The organism is Erythrobacter mangrovi, assembly GCF_013260645.1.
GTDB classification, from domain to species: Bacteria; Pseudomonadota; Alphaproteobacteria; order Sphingomonadales; family Sphingomonadaceae; genus Qipengyuania; species Qipengyuania mangrovi.
Genome location: NZ_CP053921.1, coordinates 518,115 through 539,422, shown reverse-complemented (window position 1 = coordinate 539,422; position 21,308 = coordinate 518,115). Strand labels below are relative to the sequence as shown.

The 21,308-nt window shown below is 63.2% G+C and carries 22 protein-coding genes; 13 read left to right on the top strand and 9 right to left on the bottom strand.

Annotated elements, in window-relative coordinates; genetic code table 11:
• Positions 1-14: 14 nt before the first annotated feature.
• The 7 genes from HQR01_RS02725 (at position 15) to HQR01_RS02695 (ending at position 6,127) form a co-directional block, all read left to right on the top strand.
• Positions 15-557 (top strand): DUF3617 domain-containing protein, encoded by a 543-nt coding sequence (locus tag HQR01_RS02725; RefSeq protein WP_173212342.1) that lies wholly within the window; start codon positions 15-17, stop codon positions 555-557.
• Positions 558-651: 94 nt separating this feature from the next.
• Positions 652-1,419 (top strand): esterase/lipase family protein, encoded by a 768-nt coding sequence (locus HQR01_RS02720; protein WP_173212340.1) that lies wholly within the window; start codon positions 652-654, stop codon positions 1,417-1,419.
• A gap of 65 nt (positions 1,420-1,484) precedes the next feature.
• Entirely contained in the window at positions 1,485-2,912 is a 1,428-nt protein-coding gene (locus HQR01_RS02715) for a circularly permuted type 2 ATP-grasp protein (RefSeq protein ID WP_173212338.1), read from the top strand.
• A gap of 16 nt (positions 2,913-2,928) precedes the next feature.
• Positions 2,929-3,873 (top strand): alpha-E domain-containing protein, encoded by a 945-nt coding sequence (locus tag HQR01_RS02710; RefSeq protein ID WP_173212336.1) that lies wholly within the window; start codon positions 2,929-2,931, stop codon positions 3,871-3,873.
• Entirely contained in the window at positions 3,873-4,691 is an 819-nt protein-coding gene (locus HQR01_RS02705) for a transglutaminase family protein (protein WP_173212334.1), read from the top strand. The genes HQR01_RS02710 and HQR01_RS02705 overlap by 1 nt, the downstream gene beginning before the upstream one ends.
• Positions 4,692-4,710: 19 nt before the next feature.
• The gene (locus HQR01_RS02700; RefSeq protein ID WP_173212333.1) at positions 4,711-5,460 is read left to right on the top strand and encodes a proteasome-type protease; all 750 of its coding nucleotides are present in this window, start codon (positions 4,711-4,713) and stop codon (positions 5,458-5,460) included.
• 130 nt (positions 5,461-5,590) lie between these two features.
• Entirely contained in the window at positions 5,591-6,127 is a 537-nt protein-coding gene (locus HQR01_RS02695; RefSeq protein WP_173212331.1) for a response regulator transcription factor, read from the top strand.
• 30 nt (positions 6,128-6,157) lie between these two features.
• On the opposite strand, the gene HQR01_RS02690 is transcribed toward HQR01_RS02695, so the two are convergent.
• From HQR01_RS02690 to typA, 6 genes are read right to left on the bottom strand one after another with little or no spacing between them, the layout of a single operon-like run.
• Positions 6,158-6,826 carry an extensin-like domain-containing protein gene (locus HQR01_RS02690; protein ID WP_173212328.1) on the bottom strand — a complete coding sequence of 223 codons (669 nt, stop codon included), beginning with the start codon at positions 6,824-6,826 and terminating at the stop codon, positions 6,158-6,160.
• A 48-nt stretch (positions 6,827-6,874) separates the two neighbouring features.
• Positions 6,875-7,246, bottom strand: coding sequence for a VOC family protein (locus HQR01_RS02685; RefSeq protein ID WP_173212327.1), 372 nt, complete (start codon positions 7,244-7,246; stop codon positions 6,875-6,877).
• A gap of 3 nt (positions 7,247-7,249) precedes the next feature.
• Complete coding sequence (gene putP / locus HQR01_RS02680) at positions 7,250-8,728, bottom strand: sodium/proline symporter PutP (RefSeq protein WP_173212325.1); 1,479 nt, start codon at positions 8,726-8,728, stop codon at positions 7,250-7,252.
• 60 nt (positions 8,729-8,788) lie between these two features.
• Entirely contained in the window at positions 8,789-9,265 is a 477-nt protein-coding gene (locus HQR01_RS02675; protein WP_173212323.1) for a MaoC family dehydratase, read from the bottom strand.
• Positions 9,266-9,312: 47 nt separating this feature from the next.
• Positions 9,313-10,203, bottom strand: a complete 891-nt coding sequence (locus HQR01_RS02670) for a sulfotransferase family protein (RefSeq protein WP_173212321.1) — start codon at positions 10,201-10,203, stop codon at positions 9,313-9,315.
• A 52-nt stretch (positions 10,204-10,255) separates the two neighbouring features.
• On the bottom strand, positions 10,256-12,073 hold the full coding sequence (gene typA, locus HQR01_RS02665) for a translational GTPase TypA (protein ID WP_173212319.1): 1,818 nt from the start codon (positions 12,071-12,073) through the stop codon (positions 10,256-10,258).
• Positions 12,074-12,331: 258 nt separating this feature from the next.
• On the opposite strand from typA, the gene HQR01_RS02660 reads away from it, so the two are divergent.
• The gene (locus tag HQR01_RS02660; RefSeq protein ID WP_173212317.1) at positions 12,332-14,923 is read left to right on the top strand and encodes a TonB-dependent receptor; all 2,592 of its coding nucleotides are present in this window, start codon (positions 12,332-12,334) and stop codon (positions 14,921-14,923) included.
• A gap of 100 nt (positions 14,924-15,023) precedes the next feature.
• Positions 15,024-15,485: a GNAT family N-acetyltransferase gene (locus HQR01_RS02655; protein WP_173212315.1), complete on the top strand. Its 462-nt coding sequence runs from the start codon at positions 15,024-15,026 to the stop codon at positions 15,483-15,485.
• Here the strand turns inward: HQR01_RS02655 and HQR01_RS02650 are convergent.
• Both HQR01_RS02650 and HQR01_RS02645 read right to left on the bottom strand, forming a co-directional pair.
• Positions 15,482-18,004 carry an ABC transporter permease gene (locus HQR01_RS02650; RefSeq protein WP_173212314.1) on the bottom strand — a complete coding sequence of 841 codons (2,523 nt, stop codon included), beginning with the start codon at positions 18,002-18,004 and terminating at the stop codon, positions 15,482-15,484. The two genes, HQR01_RS02655 and HQR01_RS02650, sit on opposite strands and share 4 nt — an antisense overlap.
• The gene (locus HQR01_RS02645) at positions 18,001-18,690 is read right to left on the bottom strand and encodes an ABC transporter ATP-binding protein (RefSeq protein ID WP_173212312.1); all 690 of its coding nucleotides are present in this window, start codon (positions 18,688-18,690) and stop codon (positions 18,001-18,003) included. The genes HQR01_RS02650 and HQR01_RS02645 overlap by 4 nt, the downstream gene beginning before the upstream one ends.
• Positions 18,691-18,737: 47 nt before the next feature.
• On the opposite strand from HQR01_RS02645, the gene HQR01_RS02640 reads away from it, so the two are divergent.
• A complete protein-coding gene (locus HQR01_RS02640) occupies positions 18,738-19,439 on the top strand; it encodes an arylesterase (protein WP_173212310.1) in 702 nt (233 codons plus the stop codon).
• Here the strand turns inward: HQR01_RS02640 and recF are convergent.
• Positions 19,436-20,515: a DNA replication/repair protein RecF gene (gene recF / locus HQR01_RS02635; protein WP_173212308.1), complete on the bottom strand. Its 1,080-nt coding sequence runs from the start codon at positions 20,513-20,515 to the stop codon at positions 19,436-19,438. The genes HQR01_RS02640 and recF overlap by 4 nt on opposite strands.
• Before the next feature lie 232 nt (positions 20,516-20,747).
• On the opposite strand from recF, the gene HQR01_RS02630 reads away from it, so the two are divergent.
• From HQR01_RS02630 to HQR01_RS02625, 3 genes are read left to right on the top strand one after another with little or no spacing between them, the layout of a single operon-like run.
• Positions 20,748-20,867 carry a recombination protein F gene (locus tag HQR01_RS02630; RefSeq protein WP_173212305.1) on the top strand — a complete coding sequence of 40 codons (120 nt, stop codon included), beginning with the start codon at positions 20,748-20,750 and terminating at the stop codon, positions 20,865-20,867.
• Between the two features lie 37 nt (positions 20,868-20,904).
• Complete coding sequence (locus HQR01_RS15390; RefSeq protein WP_371830733.1) at positions 20,905-21,021, top strand: recombination protein F; 117 nt, start codon at positions 20,905-20,907, stop codon at positions 21,019-21,021.
• Entirely contained in the window at positions 21,018-21,239 is a 222-nt protein-coding gene (locus HQR01_RS02625; protein WP_173212303.1) for a PspC domain-containing protein, read from the top strand. Before HQR01_RS15390 ends, HQR01_RS02625 begins: the two co-directional genes overlap by 4 nt.
• Positions 21,240-21,308: the final 69 nt, after the last annotated feature.

The window sequence follows — 21,308 nt, the reverse complement described above, 5'->3', positions numbered from 1 at the left end:
AGAGGAGTCCCACAATGCGCCGTTTCATTCTTGCCGCCGTCTCCACGCTTGCCCTGGTCGGCTGCGGCAGCCCAAGCGCGGATGCCGACGGCGATGGGGAAATCACGATGTCGGAGGCGGTCGACAAGTCCAAGGAGATCGTGAAGCCCCAGCCGGGCAAGTACCGCAACACCGTCCAACTCGTGAATCTGGAACTGCCCGGCGCGCCCAAGGACGTGCAGGATATGATGAAGCAGATGATGGGTAGTGAACCGCGCACGACCGAATATTGCTTGACCAAGGAAGAAGCGGAGAGGGGCTTCGAGGAAATGGCCAAGCAGGCGCAGGACGATGAAGACTGCAGCTTCGAGAAGTTCGATGCGGCGGGCGGCAAGATCGATGCAATCATGAACTGCAAGGCCGATGGCAAGGGTATGGCGCGGATGACCTTGCAGGGAACTGGTACCCGAACCTCGTCGCAAATGACCATGACAGTCGATGCCAAAGGCCCTGACGGCAACGCGATGATGATGACCATGAAGTCGAACCAGGAACGCATCGGCGAGTGTGACAGCTGATTGCCTACCTACGAGCGGCGAGCATCTGCGACCAGTCCGTGACCGGGTGGTTTTTCGGGACCCATTTGCGGGTTTCGCGCATTATTACGCCTTGATGGCAACGTTACCGTTCAAAGACACGGCGATTATCGACCGCGAGGAGCTCGCCCGGCGCTGGGCTCTCGCGGCCGAACCGCACCCTCAAGATGCGCGAGGACCGCGCCTGCCGCTGTTGCTGCGGGAGTTCCTCTGGCCCTTTGAGATCCTTGCACGACAGTTCAGGCGCGCGCCCGCTTTTGCCCCGGCGCGCGATCCGCAAACGGTCATGCTGTTGCCCGGCTTTGGCTCCAGCGCCGTTCGCATGCGCTGGATGGCGCGGCAGCTCGAGCGCGCAGGACACCGGACCAAGCGGTGGGGTTTGGGCATAAACCTGGGCGCCACCGCCGATCGCCTGGCTCAAGTCGAACGACGGCTGGTCGCGCTGTTCGAGCGTGAGGGTAAACCGATCGTGCTGGTCGGCTGGAGCCTTGGCGGGGTCATCGCGCGCGAATTGGCCAAGGCGCATCCGGACAAGGTCGCCAAGGTGATTACGCTGGGTTCGCCCTTTTCTGGATCGCCGCGAGCCAACAATGGCTGGCGCGCCTATCAGGCCATAGCCGGTCATCGGGTCGATGAACCCGAGATCGAAACGGTCATCGCCGAAAAGCCGCCGGTCGAAACCGTGGCGCTCTGGAGCCCGCGTGACGGAGTGGTCCATCCACGTTCGGCCTGCGGCAAGCCGGGCGAACGAGACCGTGCGATCGCCGTGCGCTGCTCGCACATGGGCATGGTGCTGACCCATCGGGCGGTCGCCGCCGTACTCACGGAGCTTGACCGCACCTAACTCCATGTGGTCCTGTGTGCAGGTGCGGAATCACTGCTGCACCTGCACCTGGCTCCAGGAGGACAATGACCGGCAACGGCAGATATTTTGACGAGATGCACAACGCCGACGGAAGCGTTCGCGAAGCCTACTCAGATTACTGCCGCTGGTTCCATGAACAGAAGACAAGCCTGCTGAAGCGCAAGCATGCCGAAGCAGAGACAAACTTCCGCAAGACCGGGATCACCTTCAACGTTTATGGCCAGGACGAGGCTGAAGAACGGCTGATCCCTTTCGACATGGTTCCGCGGGTCATCACCGCGAATGAATGGCGCCGCCTGACCCGGGGGATCGAGCAACGCGTGCGCGCGCTCAACGCCTTCATGCATGACCTTTACCATCGCCAGGAGATCATCCGTGCCGGCCGGATTCCGGAACGGCTGTTCCGCGACAACGCTGCCTGGCTGCCCAATATGGTCGGCTTCCGGCCGCCAGGCGGGGTCTATACGCATATCGTCGGTATCGACCTGGTGCGAACCGGGCCGGACGAGTTCTTCGTGCTGGAAGACAATGCCCGCACCCCGTCCGGCGTGAGCTACATGCTCGAGAACCGCGAAACCATGATGGCAATGTTCCCAGAGCTGTTCATGCGGATGGGGATCGAAAGCGTCTCCGACTACCCGCGCCGGCTCGCCAAGAGCCTGGCCGCCTGCGCGCCGTCCTGCAGCGACGGCAAGCCGGTCGTCGCTGTGCTGACCCCGGGCATCTACAATTCGGCCTATTTCGAGCATGCCTTCCTTGCCGACCAGATGGGCGCCGAACTGGTTGAGGGGACCGACCTGCGCGTGGTCGACGGTCGCGTGGCCATGCGGACCACCTCGGGCTACCAGCCGGTCGACGTTATCTATCGCAGGGTCGATGACGACTACCTCGATCCGATGACCTTCAACGAAGATAGCGTGCTGGGTGTCCCGGGTATCATGGACGTCTATCGCGCGGGCAAGATTACCATCGCCAACGCCCCCGGTACCGGCGTGGCGGACGACAAGGCGATTTATTCGTTCATGCCCGAGATCGTCGAATTCTACACCGGCGAGAAACCGCTCCTTCCCAACGTCGAAACCCATCGCTGCGCGGAGGAGGAGTCCTGCAAATACGTGCTCGACAATCTTGCGGAGCTGGTGGTCAAGGAAGTCCACGGTTCGGGCGGGTACGGAATGCTGATCGGGCCGACCTCGTCGAAGAAGACGATCGAGGAATTTCGCAAGAAGATCATCGCGCGGCCGGAAAACTATATCGCCCAACCGACCCTGGCGCTGTCAACCTGCCCCATATTCACGCGGCAGGGGCTCGCCCCGCGCCACGTCGACCTGCGACCCTTCGTGCTGGTTTCGCCGGATCGCATTGACATCACCCCGGGTGGGCTGACGCGTGTCGCGCTCAAGCCGGGATCGCTGGTGGTCAATTCCTCGCAGGGAGGCGGCACCAAGGATACCTGGGTGCTGAAGGACTGATGGTGGGGATGCGCACATGCTAGGCCGCACCGCCAATGGCTTGTTCTGGATGTTCCGCTATCTTGAGCGGGCGGAGAATACCGCGCGCCTGCTTGATGCGGGCCTGCGCATGGCGCTCACTCGCGACATCGCGACAGCCGAGGAGGAATGGCGATCGGTTCTCGCCACCACTGGCCAGCGCGCTGGATATGAAGCGAAGAACGGTACCTACACCGGCATGCAGGCCTGGAACTATATCCTGCGCGACCGGGACAATCCCAAGTCGGTGCTCGCGATGTTCGGCCAGGTCCGCCACAACGCTCGCCTCGTGCGCAATGCCATCACCACCGAATTGTGGGAGGCGATCAACGAAAGCTGGCTGCTCATGAAGGACCAGCTTGCCCGCCCGGTGGGCGAGAACCGGGTGCTTGAGACGGTGGCGACGGTGCGCCGGGCAGGGACGCTGGCGCATGGTGCCATGGCGGGGTCGATGCTGCGCGAGGAAGGCTATCACTTTGCACGCGCCGGCACCTTTATCGAGCGGGCGGATAGCGTGGCGCGCATTCTCGACGTCAAATACTACCTGCTGTTGCCCTCGCTGTCCTACGTCGGGTCGAGCCTCGACACCGGGCAATGGGACCAGGTCCTGCGTTCGGTTTCAGGCGACCGCGCCTTTCGCTGGCTCAATGCCGGGCAGATCGATGCGCGCGGGATTTGCGAATTCCTGATCCTCGACGATCGTTTCCCGCGCAGCCTCGCATTTTGCCATGCGGCGCTGCGCGAAAATCTGGCGGCCTTGGCCCGGCTGCATGGCCAAGAGGGGGACTGCCACGCGCTGATGCGCGATGCCGACACGCGTCTGTCGAGCCTGGGGATCGACGAGATATTCGACCAAGGCCTGCACGAGTTCCTGATCGAGTTCATGTCCTGCAATGCCGCCATCGCCGATGCGATTGCGCGTGATTTCCGGTTCCTTGCCTGATGCGCCTCGCGATCCGCCATACCACCCGCTACCGTTTCGATGCCCCGGTCGTGCATGCGCTGCAGCGGCTGCGGTTGACGCCCAAGGAAACGCAGGGTCAGGAAATCGTCGAGTGGCACATGGAATATGAGAATGCCCACCCGGAGCTGACTTACGAAGACCAGAACCACAACACCGTGACACTGGTTTCGGTCGAAAAGGGTGCACAGGAGGTGACGGTGGCGTGCCACGGGACCGTCGATACGCATGATCACGCCGGCGTTATCGGGCGTCATGCCGGGCACCTGCCCTTGTGGAGTTTTTGCGGCCAGACCCGATTGACGCGCCCCGGGGCGGCGATGCGCCGACTGGCGCGAGAAATAGGTGATGCCGGCGGTGACCGGATTGAGCTGCTTCATCGCCTGTCCGGCGCGATCCTCGAACAGGTCGCGTACCAGACCGGTTCGACCCATGCCCGAACCACCGGTGAAGAGGCCTTCGCGCTTGGCGGCGGCGTGTGCCAGGATCATGCGCATATCTTCATCGGTATCGCCCGTTCGCTGGGGATCCCTTCACGCTATGTCAGCGGCTACCTGATGATGAACGATCGGGTGCAGCAGGACGCCGGCCACGCCTGGACGGAGGCCTTTGTCGAAGGGCTCGGCTGGGTTGGTTTCGACGTGTCGAATGGGATAAGCCCGGATGCGCGCTATGTCCGGGTCGCCACTGGTCGCGATTATCGCGATGCGGCGCCGGTGACCGGGATCAGCTTCGGTACGGCTTCCACCGTGCTCGAGGTGGACGTGGCGGTCGAACAGAAGCAAGGGCAGCAGCAATAGCTGCCGGGGATACGAATCGATGACCTATTGCGTGGGGATGATGCTCGACCAAGGGCTCGTGTTGATGAGCGACACGCGCACCAATTCAGGCGTCGACAATATCTCCACCTTCCGCAAGATGTTCACCTGGTCTGTGCCGGGCGAGCGCATCATTACCTTGCTGGCGGCAGGGAACCTCGCGTCGACGCAGGCCGTGATCAGCCAACTTGAAGAGCGAACCAAGGAGCCGGACGAGCGCTTCAACGTGCTGCTGGAAAGTCCCACCATGTTCCAGGTGGCGACCGAAGTTGGCCGGTTGCTGCGTTCGACGATTACCGAGAGCCAGGGTGCCCACGGCGAACGGGGGCAGGGGCGCTTCACCGCATCCATGATCGTTGCCGGGCAGATTGCGGGAATGGAGCCGCGACTGTTCATGGTCTATCCCGAAGGGAACTTCATCGAAGCGAGCCAGGATACCCCGTTCTTCCAGATCGGTGAGACCAAGTACGGGCGCCCGATCATACTGCGCGGCTATGACCGGTCGATGACGCTGGAAGATGGTGTGAAGCTGCTCATGGTCAGCTTCGATTCGACGCTCAAGGCGAACCTCTCGGTCGGCCTCCCACTCGACCTGCAGGTCATCGAACGCGATAGCTTCGCTCCCACACACCAGCATCGCGTGATGGCCGACGATCCCTATTTCCAGGCAATCTCCTCCAACTGGGGCGATGCGCTGAAGAACGCGTTCCATTCCTTGCCCAACTACAGCTTCAACCGTGAGGAAGGATAGGGTGCTCGGGCCGCCCCGAAGCCGGGGCTAGGGCTGCGCGATCGGCCATTTGGCCACGCCAGGAAGTTTACCTGGCTATACGTATTGCCACGAATTTCGAACCGCGCGGAATTGCGGCAAGTTCCTGCACATGGAACAGGCACGGACCCTCCACATCGTTGGTGGTTCAATCCACGCCCGGGCGGATCAGGTCCACCTGTGCTTCCGGCTGGGCTTCGATTGCGAGATCTATGCCGATACGGCCGAACTGGTCGTACGTGCTCCTGATAGCGGCGTTATCCTTGCGTTCGACGATCACGAAGCTGGCGGTGTGACGCAAGTCCTTAGGGTGCTGGCTGTCGAAGGGATATGGTTGCCGGTGGTAGGCACATCGTTCGAACCGCGACCAGCCTGCGTGGCGCAGGCGATAAAGGCCGGAGCGCTTGACTACTTGCGGCTGCCGCTGAACGAAGAGCGTCTAGCGGCCACGATTCAACGCATAGCGACGGAAGCCGACGCCTATGCGGACTGGCGCTGCCGATCGGTCGGATCGGTCGCGCGCCACTTGGGCTCTGCTCAGTTCCGGTCGGAAGCTCGCCGTCGAGGGCTGGCACCGACTACCGGTGGCACCGCCCGGTCCAAGAAAGGTGCCCACCTTGCCGACCGCCTCCGGGCGCTGGCCGGCTGAAGGCCCAACTAGGCGGAGCTGCCAATCAACTCAGCGGCAGTAGGAATTGCCGCCGAACTCCAGATGCAAATGATTGCGGTGCGCCGAGTTGTAATCGGGGCCGAGCACCGTGCCGAAGCGCTTGCAGGCGCTTTCATGGACCGTCCGCAGAAACTCACGCTCCTTTGGCGAAGCATTCCAGCCATCGAGTACCGATATCCTTCGCCCGTCTTCCAGCACGAAGGCAGCGATGTCGATCGCTTCGGCCCGCGCATGCGCCGAGAGACGGGCGGTTCCGGCAACATTGCGGCAGGAATAGCTGCCCATGGTCTCGATCCGGGAAAGCGGGCTGCCCATGATCTGGCGTGCGGCACGGTCCACGCCGAAGCGCGCCCAGCTGGCCAGCGTATTGGCTGCCGGGCAGGCCAGGGGGCCAAGGTTGGTAATCGCGAATTCGCCCCGGTCACCGCCGATGCGATCAAGCTTGACCGCATTGAGTGCCGAACAACCCGCGCCGTAGAACTTGTCGGGCAGGGGCGCAAAGCTCGAGCCGGTCTTGCCGAGCTGCGCGTGGCATTGCTGCGCTTCGGGCTGCATTTGCGCGACCATCGGGACCCCCGCTTCGCGATTGACCCGGTGTGACTCACGGCTCTCCGGTACAGCGCCGCATCCCGCCACCGACAGGAGGAGAGGAAGGATCAGGGCAGGATGCGGTCGCATGCTTGGAACATGTCCAAGTATGGTTAATTTTTGACTAACGCGCTGACTCTATTCGGGCGCTGCGACCTGTTGCCACAGTTCGATCTTTACGCCGTCCGGATCGAGCAGCCAGGCAAACTTGCCGTAGCCTTCATCGGTGCTGTCGAGCACCTCGACGCCCTTGGCTGCGAGCTGGGTCAGGAAGGAGTCGAGATCGTCCACCCGCAGGTTGATCATGAATTCGCCGTGCCCTGGCTTGATATACGCATCGTCGGCGAAATGGCTGATCAGCGAATAGGGCCTGTCGCCGGTTTCTTCCGACCAGTTCATCTGCGGTCCGTATTCCCCGTCAAGGCCCAGCACGTCGCGATACCAGGCGCGCGTCGCCGCGGGATCCTTCACGACGTAGAACACACCACCCAATCCGGTAATCTTGGCCATGCCTCAGCTCCCTTGTAGAGCGTTCTCCTGTGCGGTGGCCTTGCTGACCAGGACGATAGCAAGCCACGCTGCGATGAAGCCGGGGACGATCTCGTAGAGCCCTCCGCTGAATCCGGGAAGGGCGGCATTCCAACCAAGCGCAATCCAGCCGGCCGCGACCGTCGCGCCGGTCACCAGCCCAGCAACGGCGCCAGCACCGGTCATTCGATCCCATGTCAGCGACAGCAGGATCAGCGGCCCGAACGCGGCGCCAAAGCCCGCCCAAGCGTTCGAAACCAGCGCCAGAACCTCACTGTCCGGATCGCTCGCGATTGCAATCGCGACCAACGCCACCAGCGCGACGCAGAGCCGCCCAACGTTGACGCTCTCACGCTCCCCTGCCTGCTTGCGCAGGAACAGCTTGTAAAAATCCTCGGTCAATGAAGACGAGGCAACCAGCAGCTGCGAACTGATCGTCGACATGACTGCTGCCAGCAATGCGGCGAGCAGGAAGCCGGTGACCAGCGGGTGGAACAGCAGGTTGGCAAGCACGATGAAGATCGTCTCCGGGTCGTCCACGACCAATCCGTTGCGTTCGACATAGGCGCGGCCGGCGAGGCCGATGCCGAGCGCCCCGACTAACGCCACGCCCATCCATGCCATGCCGATATTGCGCGCAGTGGCCACTTCCTTGATCGATCGCACGGCCATGAAACGCACGATGATATGCGGTTGTCCGAAATAGCCGAGTCCCCAAGTGACCGCGCTGATGAAGCCTAATACTGTGAGGCCTTGCGTCAGGCTGAGGAAGCCCGGCACCGGTACCTCCGCCAGCGATCCGCCGGCGCTGCCACCGGGACCGAACATCACGACCAGGGGCATGACCACCAGAGCGGTGACCATGATCAGTCCCTGCACGAAATCGGTCAGGCTGACCGCCAGGAATCCACCGACCATGGTATAGGCCAACACCACCAGGGCGGTGATCCAGATGCCGAGCATGTAGTCGCTCATCCCGATATTGGGTAGCGCCCCGGCGAAGCTGGTCTCAAACAGCTTGCCGCCCGCGACAAGGCCCGAGGCGGTATAGACCGAGAAGAAAAGCACCACGATCAGCGCCGAGACGATACGCAGCGCGACCGCCTTGTCAGGGAAACGGTTGGCGAGGAATTCAGGGATAGTCAGCGCATTGCCGAGTTCCTCGGTCTGCTTGCGCAGGCGTGGGGCGACGATGATCCAGTTGATCAGCGCACCGCAGAACAGGCCGATGCCGATCCATGCCTCGACCAAGCCACTGACATAGAGGGCTCCGGGCAGACCGAGCAGCAACCAGCCGCTCATGTCGCTGGCCCCTGCTGAAAGTGCGGCTACCGCTGGAGGCAGATTGCGTCCCGCGAGAAGATAGCCTTCGGAACTGTTGGTTGATTTGCTCCAGGCATAGGCGCCGATGGCGAGCATGAGGATGAAGTAAAGTGCGAGGGAAATCAGAATACCTGTCTGCATGGCGCCACAGCTAACAGGGCGACACCACGCTGGCTAGGGCAGCGGCTGTGTCGCGCGAGGCTAGAGCTTGAGTAGGTAGACGTGCTCACCGTCGAGCACGCGCTCGCCGCGTTGGTTGTCGACTGTGGCGCGCATCGTCACCACGCCTGTAGTGCGCTGGGGCTTGAGTTCGGATATCTCAAGGCAGGGATAGAGGGTGTCGCCGGGATAGGCACTCTTAAGGATCCGTGCTCGAACTTCGATCATGCCGACTAGGCTTTCGCCGACGGCATGTGGAAAGGTTCCTGCTCCGGCCGCAGTGAAACATAACACCTGCAACCCGTGCGCCAGTGGTCCGGGGTGGCCTAGCGCGCGGCAGTATTCAGCATCGTAGTGGATCGGATGGTTGTCGAGGCTGACCGCCTGGAAGGCGGCGAAGTTAGCATCACCCAGCGTGCGCGAGGGCAACGGGAAGCGCTCGCCCACGACGAGATCAGCAAAGCCGCGCTGAGGCACCAGCCGATTGGTTTCGTAAACCGGGGGAAGGGGTGAGACCATGCTTCGAACCTATCGCTCGCCGGCTGCGGTGGCAACGCGGGCGCGGCTCACAGCCTGAGCTTCTCTCGTTGGCCCTTTTCGGGGGTTTCGACCGGATAACCGAAATCGGCAGGGTCGAGCAGTTGGCGCGCGCGTTGCTGCACCGCCCCGCTCCAGCTGCGCCAGGCGCCAAGCGACGGGACGATTTCCTTCTGCCCCCTGAGTACCGGATCCTCGAGCCCGAAATTGTGCTTCTTTCGCCCGAATTCGAGCATGTCGGGATGCCACTCGAGCCCCAGCGCAGTGAGAGCGGGGGCGAGCTCGGCCTCGGGATCGGTGCAAAGCGCGCCATATTCCACAGAGGCGCAGCGATCGGGGTGCGCGGCCTCGAACGCGGCCATGGCGTCGAGCGAGTTCCTGACATGGACCAGCGCCGCGTCGAGCAGGTCGGGCGTGTCATTGAAGCGCCAGCCCCGGGCCGCGATCGAGAAGGCCGAATCCCACGGATGGCGGCGGATCATCAGGTAGCGGTTACGCCGCGCGAACAGGTGGTCGATGGCATCGAGATGGAACACATACTGCGGGGTCTTGTCGGCCCACAGCCTCTTGCCGCGGGCAATCCGCAGGGCTTCGTGCAGTTCCGACGCCTTGCGCTCGAGGTCGGCACGGGCCTGTTCGGCGTCAAACCCCAAACCGAGATAGCCCGCGAGCACTTCGTCGTCCTGTGCCATCCTAGCGTAGTCGGCGATGAAGAAGCTCTCGGGCGGACAGGAGATGTCCGGATGCGAGTTGAGCATCCTGCGCAGCAGCGAAGTGCCCGACCGGTGCGGTCCGATAACGAACAGCGGGTGCTCGCAGCGCGGGTGGTCGGCCAGTACGACCGGGCGGTCCTGCACCACCAGGCGCGGCCTGCCGATGTAGGCTTTCACCCGGTTCCAGTACCAGCGCAGCTTGCTCATGGCATGGCTATGGCGGACCTGACCCGGCCCGCCAAGCCGGGTTTCGCGTCGCTCAGTCGCCCTTGCGCTTGGCGCGCTTGCGTTCATGCGGATCGAGGATCGCCTTGCGCAAGCGGATGCTCTGCGGGGTGACTTCGACCATCTCGTCGTCGTCGATGTAGGCGATGGCCTGCTCAAGTGTCATAACCTTGGGCGGGGTCAGGCGGATGGCATCGTCCTTGCCGGTCGAACGGAAGTTCGTCAGCTGTTTCGATTTCATCGGGTTGACTTCGAGATCGTCGGGCTTGGCGTTCTCGCCGATGATCATGCCTTCATAGATCTTCGCACCGCCGCTGATGAACAGGATGCCGCGTTCTTCGAGCGCGTTGAGCGCGTAGGGGACGGCCTCGCCCGGAACCATCGAGATCAGCACGCCGTTTTGGCGCCCCTCGATTGGGCCCTTGTGTGGGCCATACTTCTCGAACAGGCGATTCATGATGCCAGTGCCGCGCGTGTCGGAGAGGAATTCGCCGTGGTAACCGATCAGGCCACGGCTGGGGGCAGAGAAGGTAATGCGCGTCTTGCCCTGGCCCGATGGGCGCATCTCGGTCAGCTCGGCCTTGCGGCGCTGCATTTTCTCGACGACCGTGCCCGAATGTTCGTCATCGACGTCGATGACGACGGTCTCGAACGGTTCCATGCGCTGGCCGTTCTCTTCGCGGAACAGCACGCGCGGGCGGCTGATGCCGAGTTCGAAGCCTTCGCGCCGCATGGTTTCGATCAGCACGCCGAGCTGGAGTTCGCCGCGGCCGGCAACTTCGAAGCTGTCCTTGTCGGCGCTTTCGGTGATACGGATCGCCACGTTGGTTTCCGCCTCACGGAACAGGCGATCGCGGATCATGCGGCTGGTGACTTTGCTGCCCTCGCGTCCGGCGAGCGGGCTGTCGTTGACGGCAAATCGCATCGCCAGAGTCGGCGGATCGATCGGCTGTGCCTGGATTGGTTCGGTCACCGCCGGATCGGCGATGGTGTTAGCCACGGTTGCTTTTTCGAGGCCGGCGATGGCGATGATGTCGCCTGCTTCGGCACTTTCCACGGGAACGCGTTCAAGCCCGTCAAAGCTCAGCAGCTTGGTTGCGCGGCCCACTTCGATCACCTTGCCATCGGCATCGAGCGCACGAATGGGGTCGTTGATGTTGACCGTGCCCGACTGGACGCGGCCGGTCAGCACGCGGCCCATGAAATTGTCGCGGTCGAGCAGCGTCGCAAGGAAGCTGAAGGGTCCGTTGGGGTCGAGGCCGGGTGCGGGGACGTGGTCAACGATCAGCTGGAACAGCGGGTTGAGGTCGCCACTGCGCGCGGTCTCGTCGTCGCTGGCGTAGCCGTCACGACCCGACGCCCAGAGCGAGGGGAAGTCGAGCTGCTCGTCATTGGCGTCGAGTGAGGCGAACAGGTCGAAGCATTCGTCAAGCACTTCCTGCGGGCGCGCGTCCGAGCGGTCGATCTTGTTGACTACCACGATCGGGCGGAGGCCAAGGGCGAGTGCCTTGCCAGTGACGAACTTGGTCTGCGGCATCGGCCCTTCGGCGCTGTCGACCAGCAGGATAACCCCATCGACCATGCTGAGGATGCGCTCGACCTCGGCGCCGAAGTCGGCGTGGCCGGGCGTATCGACGATATTGATGCGCGTGCCGTTCCATTCGACGCTGGTGCACTTGGCGAGAATCGTGATCCCGCGTTCCTTTTCTAGGTCGTTCGAATCCATCGCGCGTTCTTCCACGCGCTGGTTTTCGCGGAACGTGCCCGACTGACGAAAAAGTTGATCGACGAGAGTGGTCTTGCCGTGGTCGACGTGGGCGATGATCGCCACGTTACGCAGGTCGCGGGACATGGAAATGTGCTTTCGTAAAGGATGCCGTAGCGGCAGCCGCAAGTCGGGCGCCGCGCTTTGGGCGCGCCCCTAGCCGATATGCTGCATTGCGGCAAGCAATTGCGGTGTAACGCCAAAGGCACACTCGTCGAACGAGCTTGGTAGCTTGTCGGCTAAGTCCTTGAGAGGGCGGGCGGGCCCGCATATTTGCCGCGCGCTTGCGTGTTTCACTCGACTGCGCGGCAGAACAGAACACGTCTTGTGAGAAGAGGACCCTTCATGAAATCCACCAGTTTCGGGCGCGCTGCGACCGTTCGTACCGCTATGCTTGCCGGCGTCGCAGCGCTGGCTATTCCGACCGCTGCCTTTGCCCAGGACGCCGACCTCGAAGATCAGGATGAAGACGTCGAAGTCAGCAACGTAATCATCGTTACGGCAACCAAGCGCGAACAGACGCTTCAGGAAACGCCGATCTCGGTCTCGGTCACCACCGGGGAAACCCTCGAGCAGGCACAGATTCGCGATGTGCTCGACCTGCAGACGGTCGCACCGTCGCTGCGTGTCAGCCAGCTGCAGAACTCGTCGTCGTCGACCTTCATCATCCGCGGCTTCGGCAACGGTGACAATAACTTCGGCATCGAACCCTCGGTCGGCGTGTTCATCGATGGCGTCTTCCGTTCGCGCTCGGCCTCGTCGCTCAACGACCTCGCCAATGTCCAGCGCATCGAAGTGCTCAACGGCCCGCAATCGACCCTGTTCGGCAAGAATGCTTCGGCCGGTGTGATCTCGGTCATCACCCGCGCGCCGCAGTTCCAGTTCGGCGGCTCGATCGAGGCCAGCTACGGCAATTACAACAACGTCCAGATCAAGGGCGACATTACCGGCCCGATCACCGACTCGCTGGCCTTCTCGGTCGACGGCAGCTACAACAAGCGCGACGGCTACGGCACGATCGTCAACCTGGACGAAGACATCAACGATCGTGACCGCTGGACCGCTCGCGGCCAGCTGCTGTTCGAACCGACCGACACGCTTCGCATCCGCGCCATCGGCGACTATTCGAAGATCGATGAGAGCTGCTGCGTCGTCAGCACGCTGGTTGCTGGCCCGACCGCGCTTGCGGTCGTTGGTGTGGGCGGCCAGCTCAGCACCGACTTCTTCAGCTACGAAAGCTATCTGAACAAGGTTCCGGTCAATAAGGTCGAAAACTACGGCGGCTCGCTCCAGGCCGATCTCGAGTTCGGCGCCCTCTCGCTGACCTCGATCACTGCCTATCGCGAACTGAAGAACTACGTCGATCAGGACGTCGATTTCACCAGCGCCGATATCGTGAACGAGATTCGCGACCAGAAGGTCGAGACCTTCACCCAGGAACTTCGCCTGAGCTCGGATTTCGACGGGCCGTTGAACTTCCTGCTGGGCGGTTTCTTCTTCGATGAGAAGGTCAAGCAGGACAGCAGTCTGACGACGGGTGCCGATGGCCGTGCGTTCTTCTCGCTGCTCGCCGGCAATCCGCAGGTCTTCAATGGCGTGGAAGCGGCGCTTGGCCTGCAGCAGGGCAGCATCTTCTCGCCGGGGCTGCTGACCACCGAAGACTACTCGCTGGACAACACCTCGTGGTCGGTCTTCGGCACGGTCGATTTCGAACCGATCGATGGCCTCGTCCTGACGGGTGGTTTCAACTACACCCACGACAAGAAGGACTTCGCCCTCACCGGCGTAGCCTTTGATGAGCTCGCGAACATCAACCTCGTCGATGCGTTCATAACCGGTGCGACCGGCGGTGCGGTGACCAGCCGCGCAGCGTTCCTGGCCTTGCCTGAAGCCAACCGCAACGTGCTGCAGGCGCTTGCCACGACCGCTTGCACGCCCACTTCTGCACAAGGGACGTGCAACCCGCTTCTGGGTCTGACGCCGTTCCAGTTCCAGCCGCCGTTCCTCAGCATTCCCAATGCGGTTGAAGACGGCAGGACCCGGGATAATGACCTCAGCTATACGCTGCGGGCAGCCTACCAGTTCAGCGACAGCATCAACGGCTATGTCAGCTACGCTACCGGCTTCAAGGCGAGCTCGATCAACCTTTCGCGCGACAGCCGTCCGACCTTTGGCGATTACAGGCCGGGGCCGGTCCGCTCGACCTTCCTTGCACCGTCTTCGCCGGTGCTCGATGGCGGGATCGCGGTTCCCAACCTCAACACGGGTTCGCGCTTCGCTGGTCCGGAAGATGCCGAGGTTTGGGAAATCGGTTTCAAGGGTGAGTGGGACGGCCTGAACGTCAACCTCGCGCTGTTCGACCAGACCCTGAAGGGCTTCCAGTCGTTCCTGTTCACCGGGACCGGCTTCCAGCTCAACAATGCTGGCGAACAGTCGGTGAAGGGCTTCGAACTCGACACCCGCATCCGGCCGGTCGATGGCTTGGTCTTCACCTTCGCGCTGACCTACCTCGATCCGAAGTACAACAGCTTCACCGATAGCCCGGTGGGCGACCTGTCGGGCGAGCGGCCGGGCGGTATTCCGGAGTACAATATTGCGACTTCGGCGACCTACACCCACGAATTCGGTGCCAGCGGCAACCGCCTCATCACTCGCGTGGACTTCAGCCACGAGAGCAATACCGATGTGAACAACGGGCTGCCGACCTTCAATGCTTCGCTGGGTAACACGCGTGTCTTCAAGCGCGAGGTGAACCTGGTCAACGCATCGATGACCCTGGCGCTCGACAGCGGCATCGAACTGGGCCTCTACGCCCGCAACCTGCTGGATGACGAATACATCCAGACGGTGTTCGATGGTGTTGCCCAGTCGGGTACGGTTTCGGGTTACCCCAGCGCGCCGCGCACCTGGGGCGGCCTCGTCCGCTTCAAGTTCTGATCGTCAGACGATCCAATATGAAAACGGGAAGGGGGCTTTCGGGCCCCCTTTTCTTTTGCCAGCCTTGCAGTCCTTCCCTCGGCAGAGCCAAGGTGCGGAAATGGACTTGCGGCTACCCCTTGAACTGGAACTTGGACGGATCAATGCACTGATCCTGAGGTCCAAGGCATTCTGGGGCTATGACGACGCCTTCATGGACCTCTGCCGCGAGGAGCTGTCTCTTGTCCCGCGAGACCTGGCAACTGACCCTGTGGCAATTGCGGTCGACGGTGATGCCATTCTGGGGGTGGTCCAGCTGTCTTGCGAGCGGGCGGGATGCTACCTTGAGAAGCTGTTTGTCGAGCCGGCTGCCATGGGGCGCGGACTCGGACGATTGCTGTTCACATGGGCCGTTGACCAGGCGCGGCTACTGGGGGCTGCCAGCCTGATCATCGAAGCGGATCCCGGCGCACGGCCATTCTATCATCGGATGGGCTGTTTCGATGCCGGCGAGGTGCCTTCGGGATCGATTGCGGGCCGGATGTTGCCGCGCTTGCGCTACTCGCTCGATCCTGGACCCTAAAGCGCCCGCAAGGCCTGCGCGGGCTTAGCCCTCAGGAGCGGCAGCGAAGCGCCAAGCGCGAACGCGAGCACCACACCCAGGCCCAGCCCCAGCACCGCAAGGATCTGACTCCAGTCGGGCAGCCAGTCGAATTCGAACAGCTGCGTGACGACCAACCAACCGGCAAAGCTGCCAACGGCAAGCGCCACAAGGGCAAGCGCGCCAGCAAGGATCGCATATTCGATCAATTGCATGACGAGGATTTGTCGGCGATCCGCGCCGAGTACGCGCAGGACGACGGTGTCGTAGGTCCTCGCGGCGCGGGCGGCAGCAATGGCGCCGAGCAGCACTGCGAGCCCGGCCAGTACCGCCACACTTGCAGCCGCGAGGGTGGCCAGCCCAACTTGCTCGAGGATCGTGCGAGCCTGGCTTAGCACTCCGCCAACCTCGATCACAGAAGCCGATGGAAAGGCCCTGACCAGTGCCTGCAACAGTGGGCCGGTTGGCGTGCCCGCAGGCAGCTCGATTGTCGCCGCGAGATTGTGCGGCACGTCCTGCAGCGCGTTGGAATTGAGTACGAAGACGTAGTTGAAGCCCATGCTCTCCCAGTCGATCCGGCGGAAGCTGGTGATGCGTGCCTGTTTCTCTACGCCGAGGATGCCAAAGGTGAGCATGTCGCCGATTTCCAGACCCGCTGCATTGGCGAAGTCCTCGTCGATCGAGACTTGCGGTTCGCCGCTGTAGAATGGCCCCCACCACTTGCCCTTTGTGATCGTATTCCCCTGCGGGACATCGTCAGCATAGGTCAGGCCGCGCTCGCCACGCAGCGCCCAGGCACCGTCGGGGATCTCCGCAAGGTCTGCGGTGCGCGTCATCGAGCCTTCTGGACCGAATGCGAGCACCGACCCGCGCAGGGCCGGAACGGTGCGCCAGTTCGCCTTGGGGTCGGCCTGTTGCACCAGCGTTTCGAACTCGGTCACGCGTTCGCGCGGGATATCGAGCACGAAATAATCGGGCGCCCGTTCGGGCACGCGCTTGGCGATATTGCCGTCAATCGCGGACTGGACAGCTGCCAGCAGGACAAAGGCAGAGAGACCGAAGCCGAGCGCCGTCACCAGCGCACCTGTCGAGCTTCCGGGGCGATGCAGGTTCGCGAGCGCATTTCGCGCGATGGGGCTGCGGGGGCGTGGGAGCACGGCAGCCAGTTTGCGGATGGCAAAGCCCAGCAGGGCGAGGAAACCGAGCAGTACCGCCGCGCCCAAGAGGAATCCGCCCGAAAGCATCGGTTGGTCGGCGGTGAGAAGCGACAGCGCGACGATCGCCGCCAGTCCGCTTCCGACGACCAATAGCTCAGCTCGGTCGCGGGCGAGCGGTGTGACACGCGCGCGCATCAGAGCCATGGCCGGGAAATTGCGTGCCCGCAGCAATGGCGGGGCGGCGAAGACCAGCGCCACCAGCAAGCCATAGGCGAGGGCAAGCAGGAGAGCGGGTGGATCGACCACGAAGCCCGCCGATACTGGCAGCAAGCCATCGAGCGCCTGCGCCAACAGGGGAACGATGGCGATGCCCGCGGCTATGCCCGCAAGGCTTCCGACCAGCGCGGCCGCCACGATCTGCAAGGCGTAGATGCGGGCGATATCGCCGCTCGTGGCGCCAAGTATCTTGAGAGTCGCGATTCCCTGCCTCCGGGCATCGAGGTATGAGGTGACCCCGCCGCCGATCCCGATCCCGGCGATCACCAGCGCTGCAAGGCCCACGAGCGTCAGGAATTCGCCCATTCGATCGACGAAGCGGTCGGTCCCGGGCGCAGCACGGTCGGCAGTGTCAATGTCGAACCCTGCATCCGGGAAACGGGCTTTCAGGGAGTCCTGCACCGCTTCGGGATCGCGGTTGCCACTGAATTTCACGCGGGTTTTCGACTGGTACATGGACCCTGGTGCGATCAGCCCGGCACGCTGCGGCAAATCCTCCGAAACAATGATGGTGGGACCGAGCTGGAAGCCTTCTCCAAGCCGGTCGGGTTCATCGGCGATGAAGCCGCCAACCTGCAGTTGTGCCGTCCCGATCAGGATTGTGTCGCCCAACTTCACACCAAGGCGGTCCGCCGCGCCCTGAGAAAGCCAGGCTTCGTTCCCATCGGGAGGGCCGACAGTCCGCCCGTCCTCGAGCGTCAAAGTGCCAAAGAGAGGGTAGCTTTCGTCGACGGCTTTCAGCTCTATGGGGGCTGCCTGGTCGGCGAAGCGCGCCATCGCCTGCATCCGCGTTCCCGCGGAGACATCGCCATATTCGGCAAGTGCTGCGCGTTCTTCCTCGTTGAGGGAGCGTTGCCACAGCTCGACCTGCAGGTCACCGCCAAGGAACTGGCGCCCGTTGGCCTCTAGTTCGCGCTCGATCGCTGCGGTGAGCGACCCGATGGCTGCCAGGGCTCCGGTGCCGAGGAACAGGCACACCAATAGCAGGCGCAATCCGCGGAACCGCGCGTTGAGGTCGCGGCGGGCGATCCGCCAGGCGGTCGACCAGCTCATCGCGGTGCTGCTCATCCGCGACGATCGCTCGCGATGCGGCCATCGCCAAGCGTCAGGATGCGCTCGCAATGCTCTGCCAGTTCGGGATCGTGGGTAATGACCAGCAAGGTAGCGCCCGTTTCGGCGCGGCGGGCGAATAGCAGTTCGACGATCTCGTGCCCGGTTGCGGCATCGAGGTTGCCGGTCGGCTCGTCGGCAAAAATCAGGTCGGGGCGTGGGGCGATGGCGCGGGCAATGGCGACGCGCTGCTGCTCGCCGCCCGAAAGTTGCTGCGGGTAATGGTCAAGCCGATGGCCGAGGCCGACGGCCTCCAGCTCGGCACGGGCGCGGGCCTGTGCGTCGGGTTCGCCCGCCAGCTCCATCGGGGTCGCAACGTTTTCGAGCGCGGTCATGGTCGGCAGCAGGTGAAAGGCCTGCAGCACGATGCCGATGCGGCCGCGGCGGGCGTGGGCCAGCGCATCCTCACCCATCGCGGCAAAGTCCTGCCCGGCAACCTGTAAGGTGCCCCCGCTGGCGCGCTCCAGTCCGGAGAGTACCGCCATCAGCGAGCTTTTGCCCGAGCCGGAAGGACCGAGCAGTGCCACGGTCTCGCCGCGGGCAATGTCGAGGTCGATCCCGCGCAGGATTTCGACCGGGGCCTCTGCCGTCCCGAGTGTGAGGGTGAGCGAGCGGGCGGAAATAGCGGCTTGAGAAGTGGTCACACCGCTGCGATGGCATGGGGTATGAGGTTGCACAAGGAAACTTGCCGATGATCGCCAGCCGTTGGTCGATAGTGTCTATTGCTCTGCTGCTCGTTTCCTGCGGGGGTGGGGTAGACGATGCGGCGGTGACCGAAAAGTCGGAGGCCGAAGCCGCCGCGCCCGCGCGGATCGAGGTCGCGGGCCCGGAACGCCACATCCTCGCTTTCGGCGACAGCCTGTTCGCGGGCTATGGCGTGGGCCTGACCCATTCCTATCCGACCAAGCTTGAAGCTGCGTTGCGCAAGCAGGGCATCAACGCCATCATCACCAATGCGGCGGTCTCCGGCGAGACCAGTGCCGCCGGGGCCAAGCGCTTTGCCTTCGCGCTCGATGGGCAAAGAGTGAAGCCCGACCTGATCATGATCGAGCTGGGCGGCAATGACATGCTGCGCGGCCTGCAACCCAACGAGACCCGCGCCAATTTCGCCGCCATGCTGGCAGAGGCGAAGTCGCGGGGGATTCCCGTGCTGCTCATGGGCATGCGTGCACCGCCCAATTACGGGCCCGAATACCAGGCGGAGTTTGACGGACTCTACGGCGATCTTGCCAAGCAGTACGGGGCCAAGCTGGTGCCGTTCTGGCTCGAGGCGATCTATGACAAGCCGCAGCTGTTCCAGCAGGACAGGATCCACCCCACGATTGAAGGCATAGACCTCTTGGTAGAGGACACACTTGAAGAGGTAGAGGCTGCCTTGCCTCCGGCAGGCTAGGCCCGCTCCACGCAACCGCCGGCGACGCGCCAGGTGGCGGCTTCGCTCGCAACGCTTTCGAACGGCGCGAGTTCGGTGCCGGTCATCCATACCTGCGCCCCGCTGCTACGCAGCTGGTCGAACAGCGCGGCGCGGCGCACCGGATCGAGATGCGCGGCGACCTCGTCGAGCAGTAGCAGGCTGGCGCGGCCCTGCGCGGCGAGGGCAGCATGGGCGAGCGTAATCGCCACCAGCATGGCCTTCTGCTCTCCGGTCGAACTTTGCGCGGCGGGCACGCGCTTGGCGGCGTGGATCACGTCGAGTTCGTCACGGTGCGGACCGGATAGCGTACGCTGGGCCGCGCGATCGCGACGGCGTCCGTCATAGAGTGCCTGTGATAGGCCGCCTTCATGCTCCGGCGCGCCGGGCATATAGGTGAGGGCGGGGCGGGCAAAGGGTTCGGCAGGCATCCGAGCCAGGCGCACGGCGAGTGCTTCGACGAGTCGTGCGCGACCAGCCATCAGTGCGCTGCCGTGTTCGATCATCTGCGCCTCGATCGCGTCGAGCCAGCTCGGGTCGGGTTCGCGCTGGTCGGAAAGCAGGCGGTTGCGTTCGCGCAACGCTGCCTCGTAGCGCGCTGAATGCACGGCGTGTGCAGGGTCGAGTGCGAGCGCCAGGCGGTCCATGTACCGCCGTCGATCACCGGCCGAACCGGTGAAGAGCCCGTCCATCGCGGGCGTGAGCCAGGTGACCGCTAGCCACTCGGCCAAAGCCGCTGCGGTGGCTTCGGCACCGTTGATGCGTACGCGGCGGCGCCCCTGGCTGGCGGGTTCGAGATAGGTGCCGAGGCGCACCGGCTCGTCTTCCTGCATCAGGTCCGCGCCGATGGAGAATCCAGCGGCACTGCCGGAACGGGCCATTTCCGCCAAGGCTGCCCGGCGCAATCCGCGGCCAGGCGCGAGCAGCGACAAGGCCTCAAGCACATTGGTCTTTCCCGCGCCATTCTCGCCTACCAGCAGGTTGAAGCGCGCCGTGACCGAAAGCTCGGTCGCGGCGTGGTTGCGAAAGTCGGACAGGGTGATGCGATCGAGCGCCATGGGACGGGTGGAGCGATAGCGCGCAAGGCCCTGTGTCGCCACTCGAAAGACGTAAATCTAAATGTTGGGAAAAAATCCCAACCTTTCGGATCGATGAATAAGCTCGGATCAGTGGGTTCAGGTAAAAACGGCTGAATTCTGCCGTTTTTCAAGTTTGGCACGCCTCGTGCAATCCATGAGACATCACCCGGATGGTCCGGGAGACCAACACCAAGTTTCAAGGAGTACCACAATGTCTGCTTTCGATTATGCCAGCAACCGCGCTCTCGCCGCCGTCTTCGCCCTGGGCATCTCGGCTCTCTGCATGGCCGCCGCGATCGTCCCCGCCAGCCCCACCGTGTTCATCGCCTGACGCGCTGACCACTTGCACGAATACAAGGAAAGGACCTATGTTTACCTCTGAAACTAGCAGCAAGCTTACCGCCGCTGCCTTCTCGCTGGCCCTCTCGGTGATCTTTTTCGCCACGGCCATCGTCCCCGCCTCACCCAATGGAGTCTGGGCATGAACGACCTCAAGTTCCGTGAAGACGACCGTGCCGTCCGCCCTGCCAAGAGCTTTGCGCTCGACCGCAACAACGGCAAGATCTGGGGTGTCTGCGCCGGCATCGCCCGTTACTTCGGGATCGACGCCACCTGGGTCCGCCTGGGCTTCGTCGCGGGTGCACTGCTCGGCTTCGGCAGCTTCATCCTGATCTACATCGCGATCGCGCTGATCGCAGACTGACCACGGCTCCGCGCCAACCGTCCCGGTTTTCGTGCCGGCCGTGGCTCACATCAAAGAAAACCGGGAGGG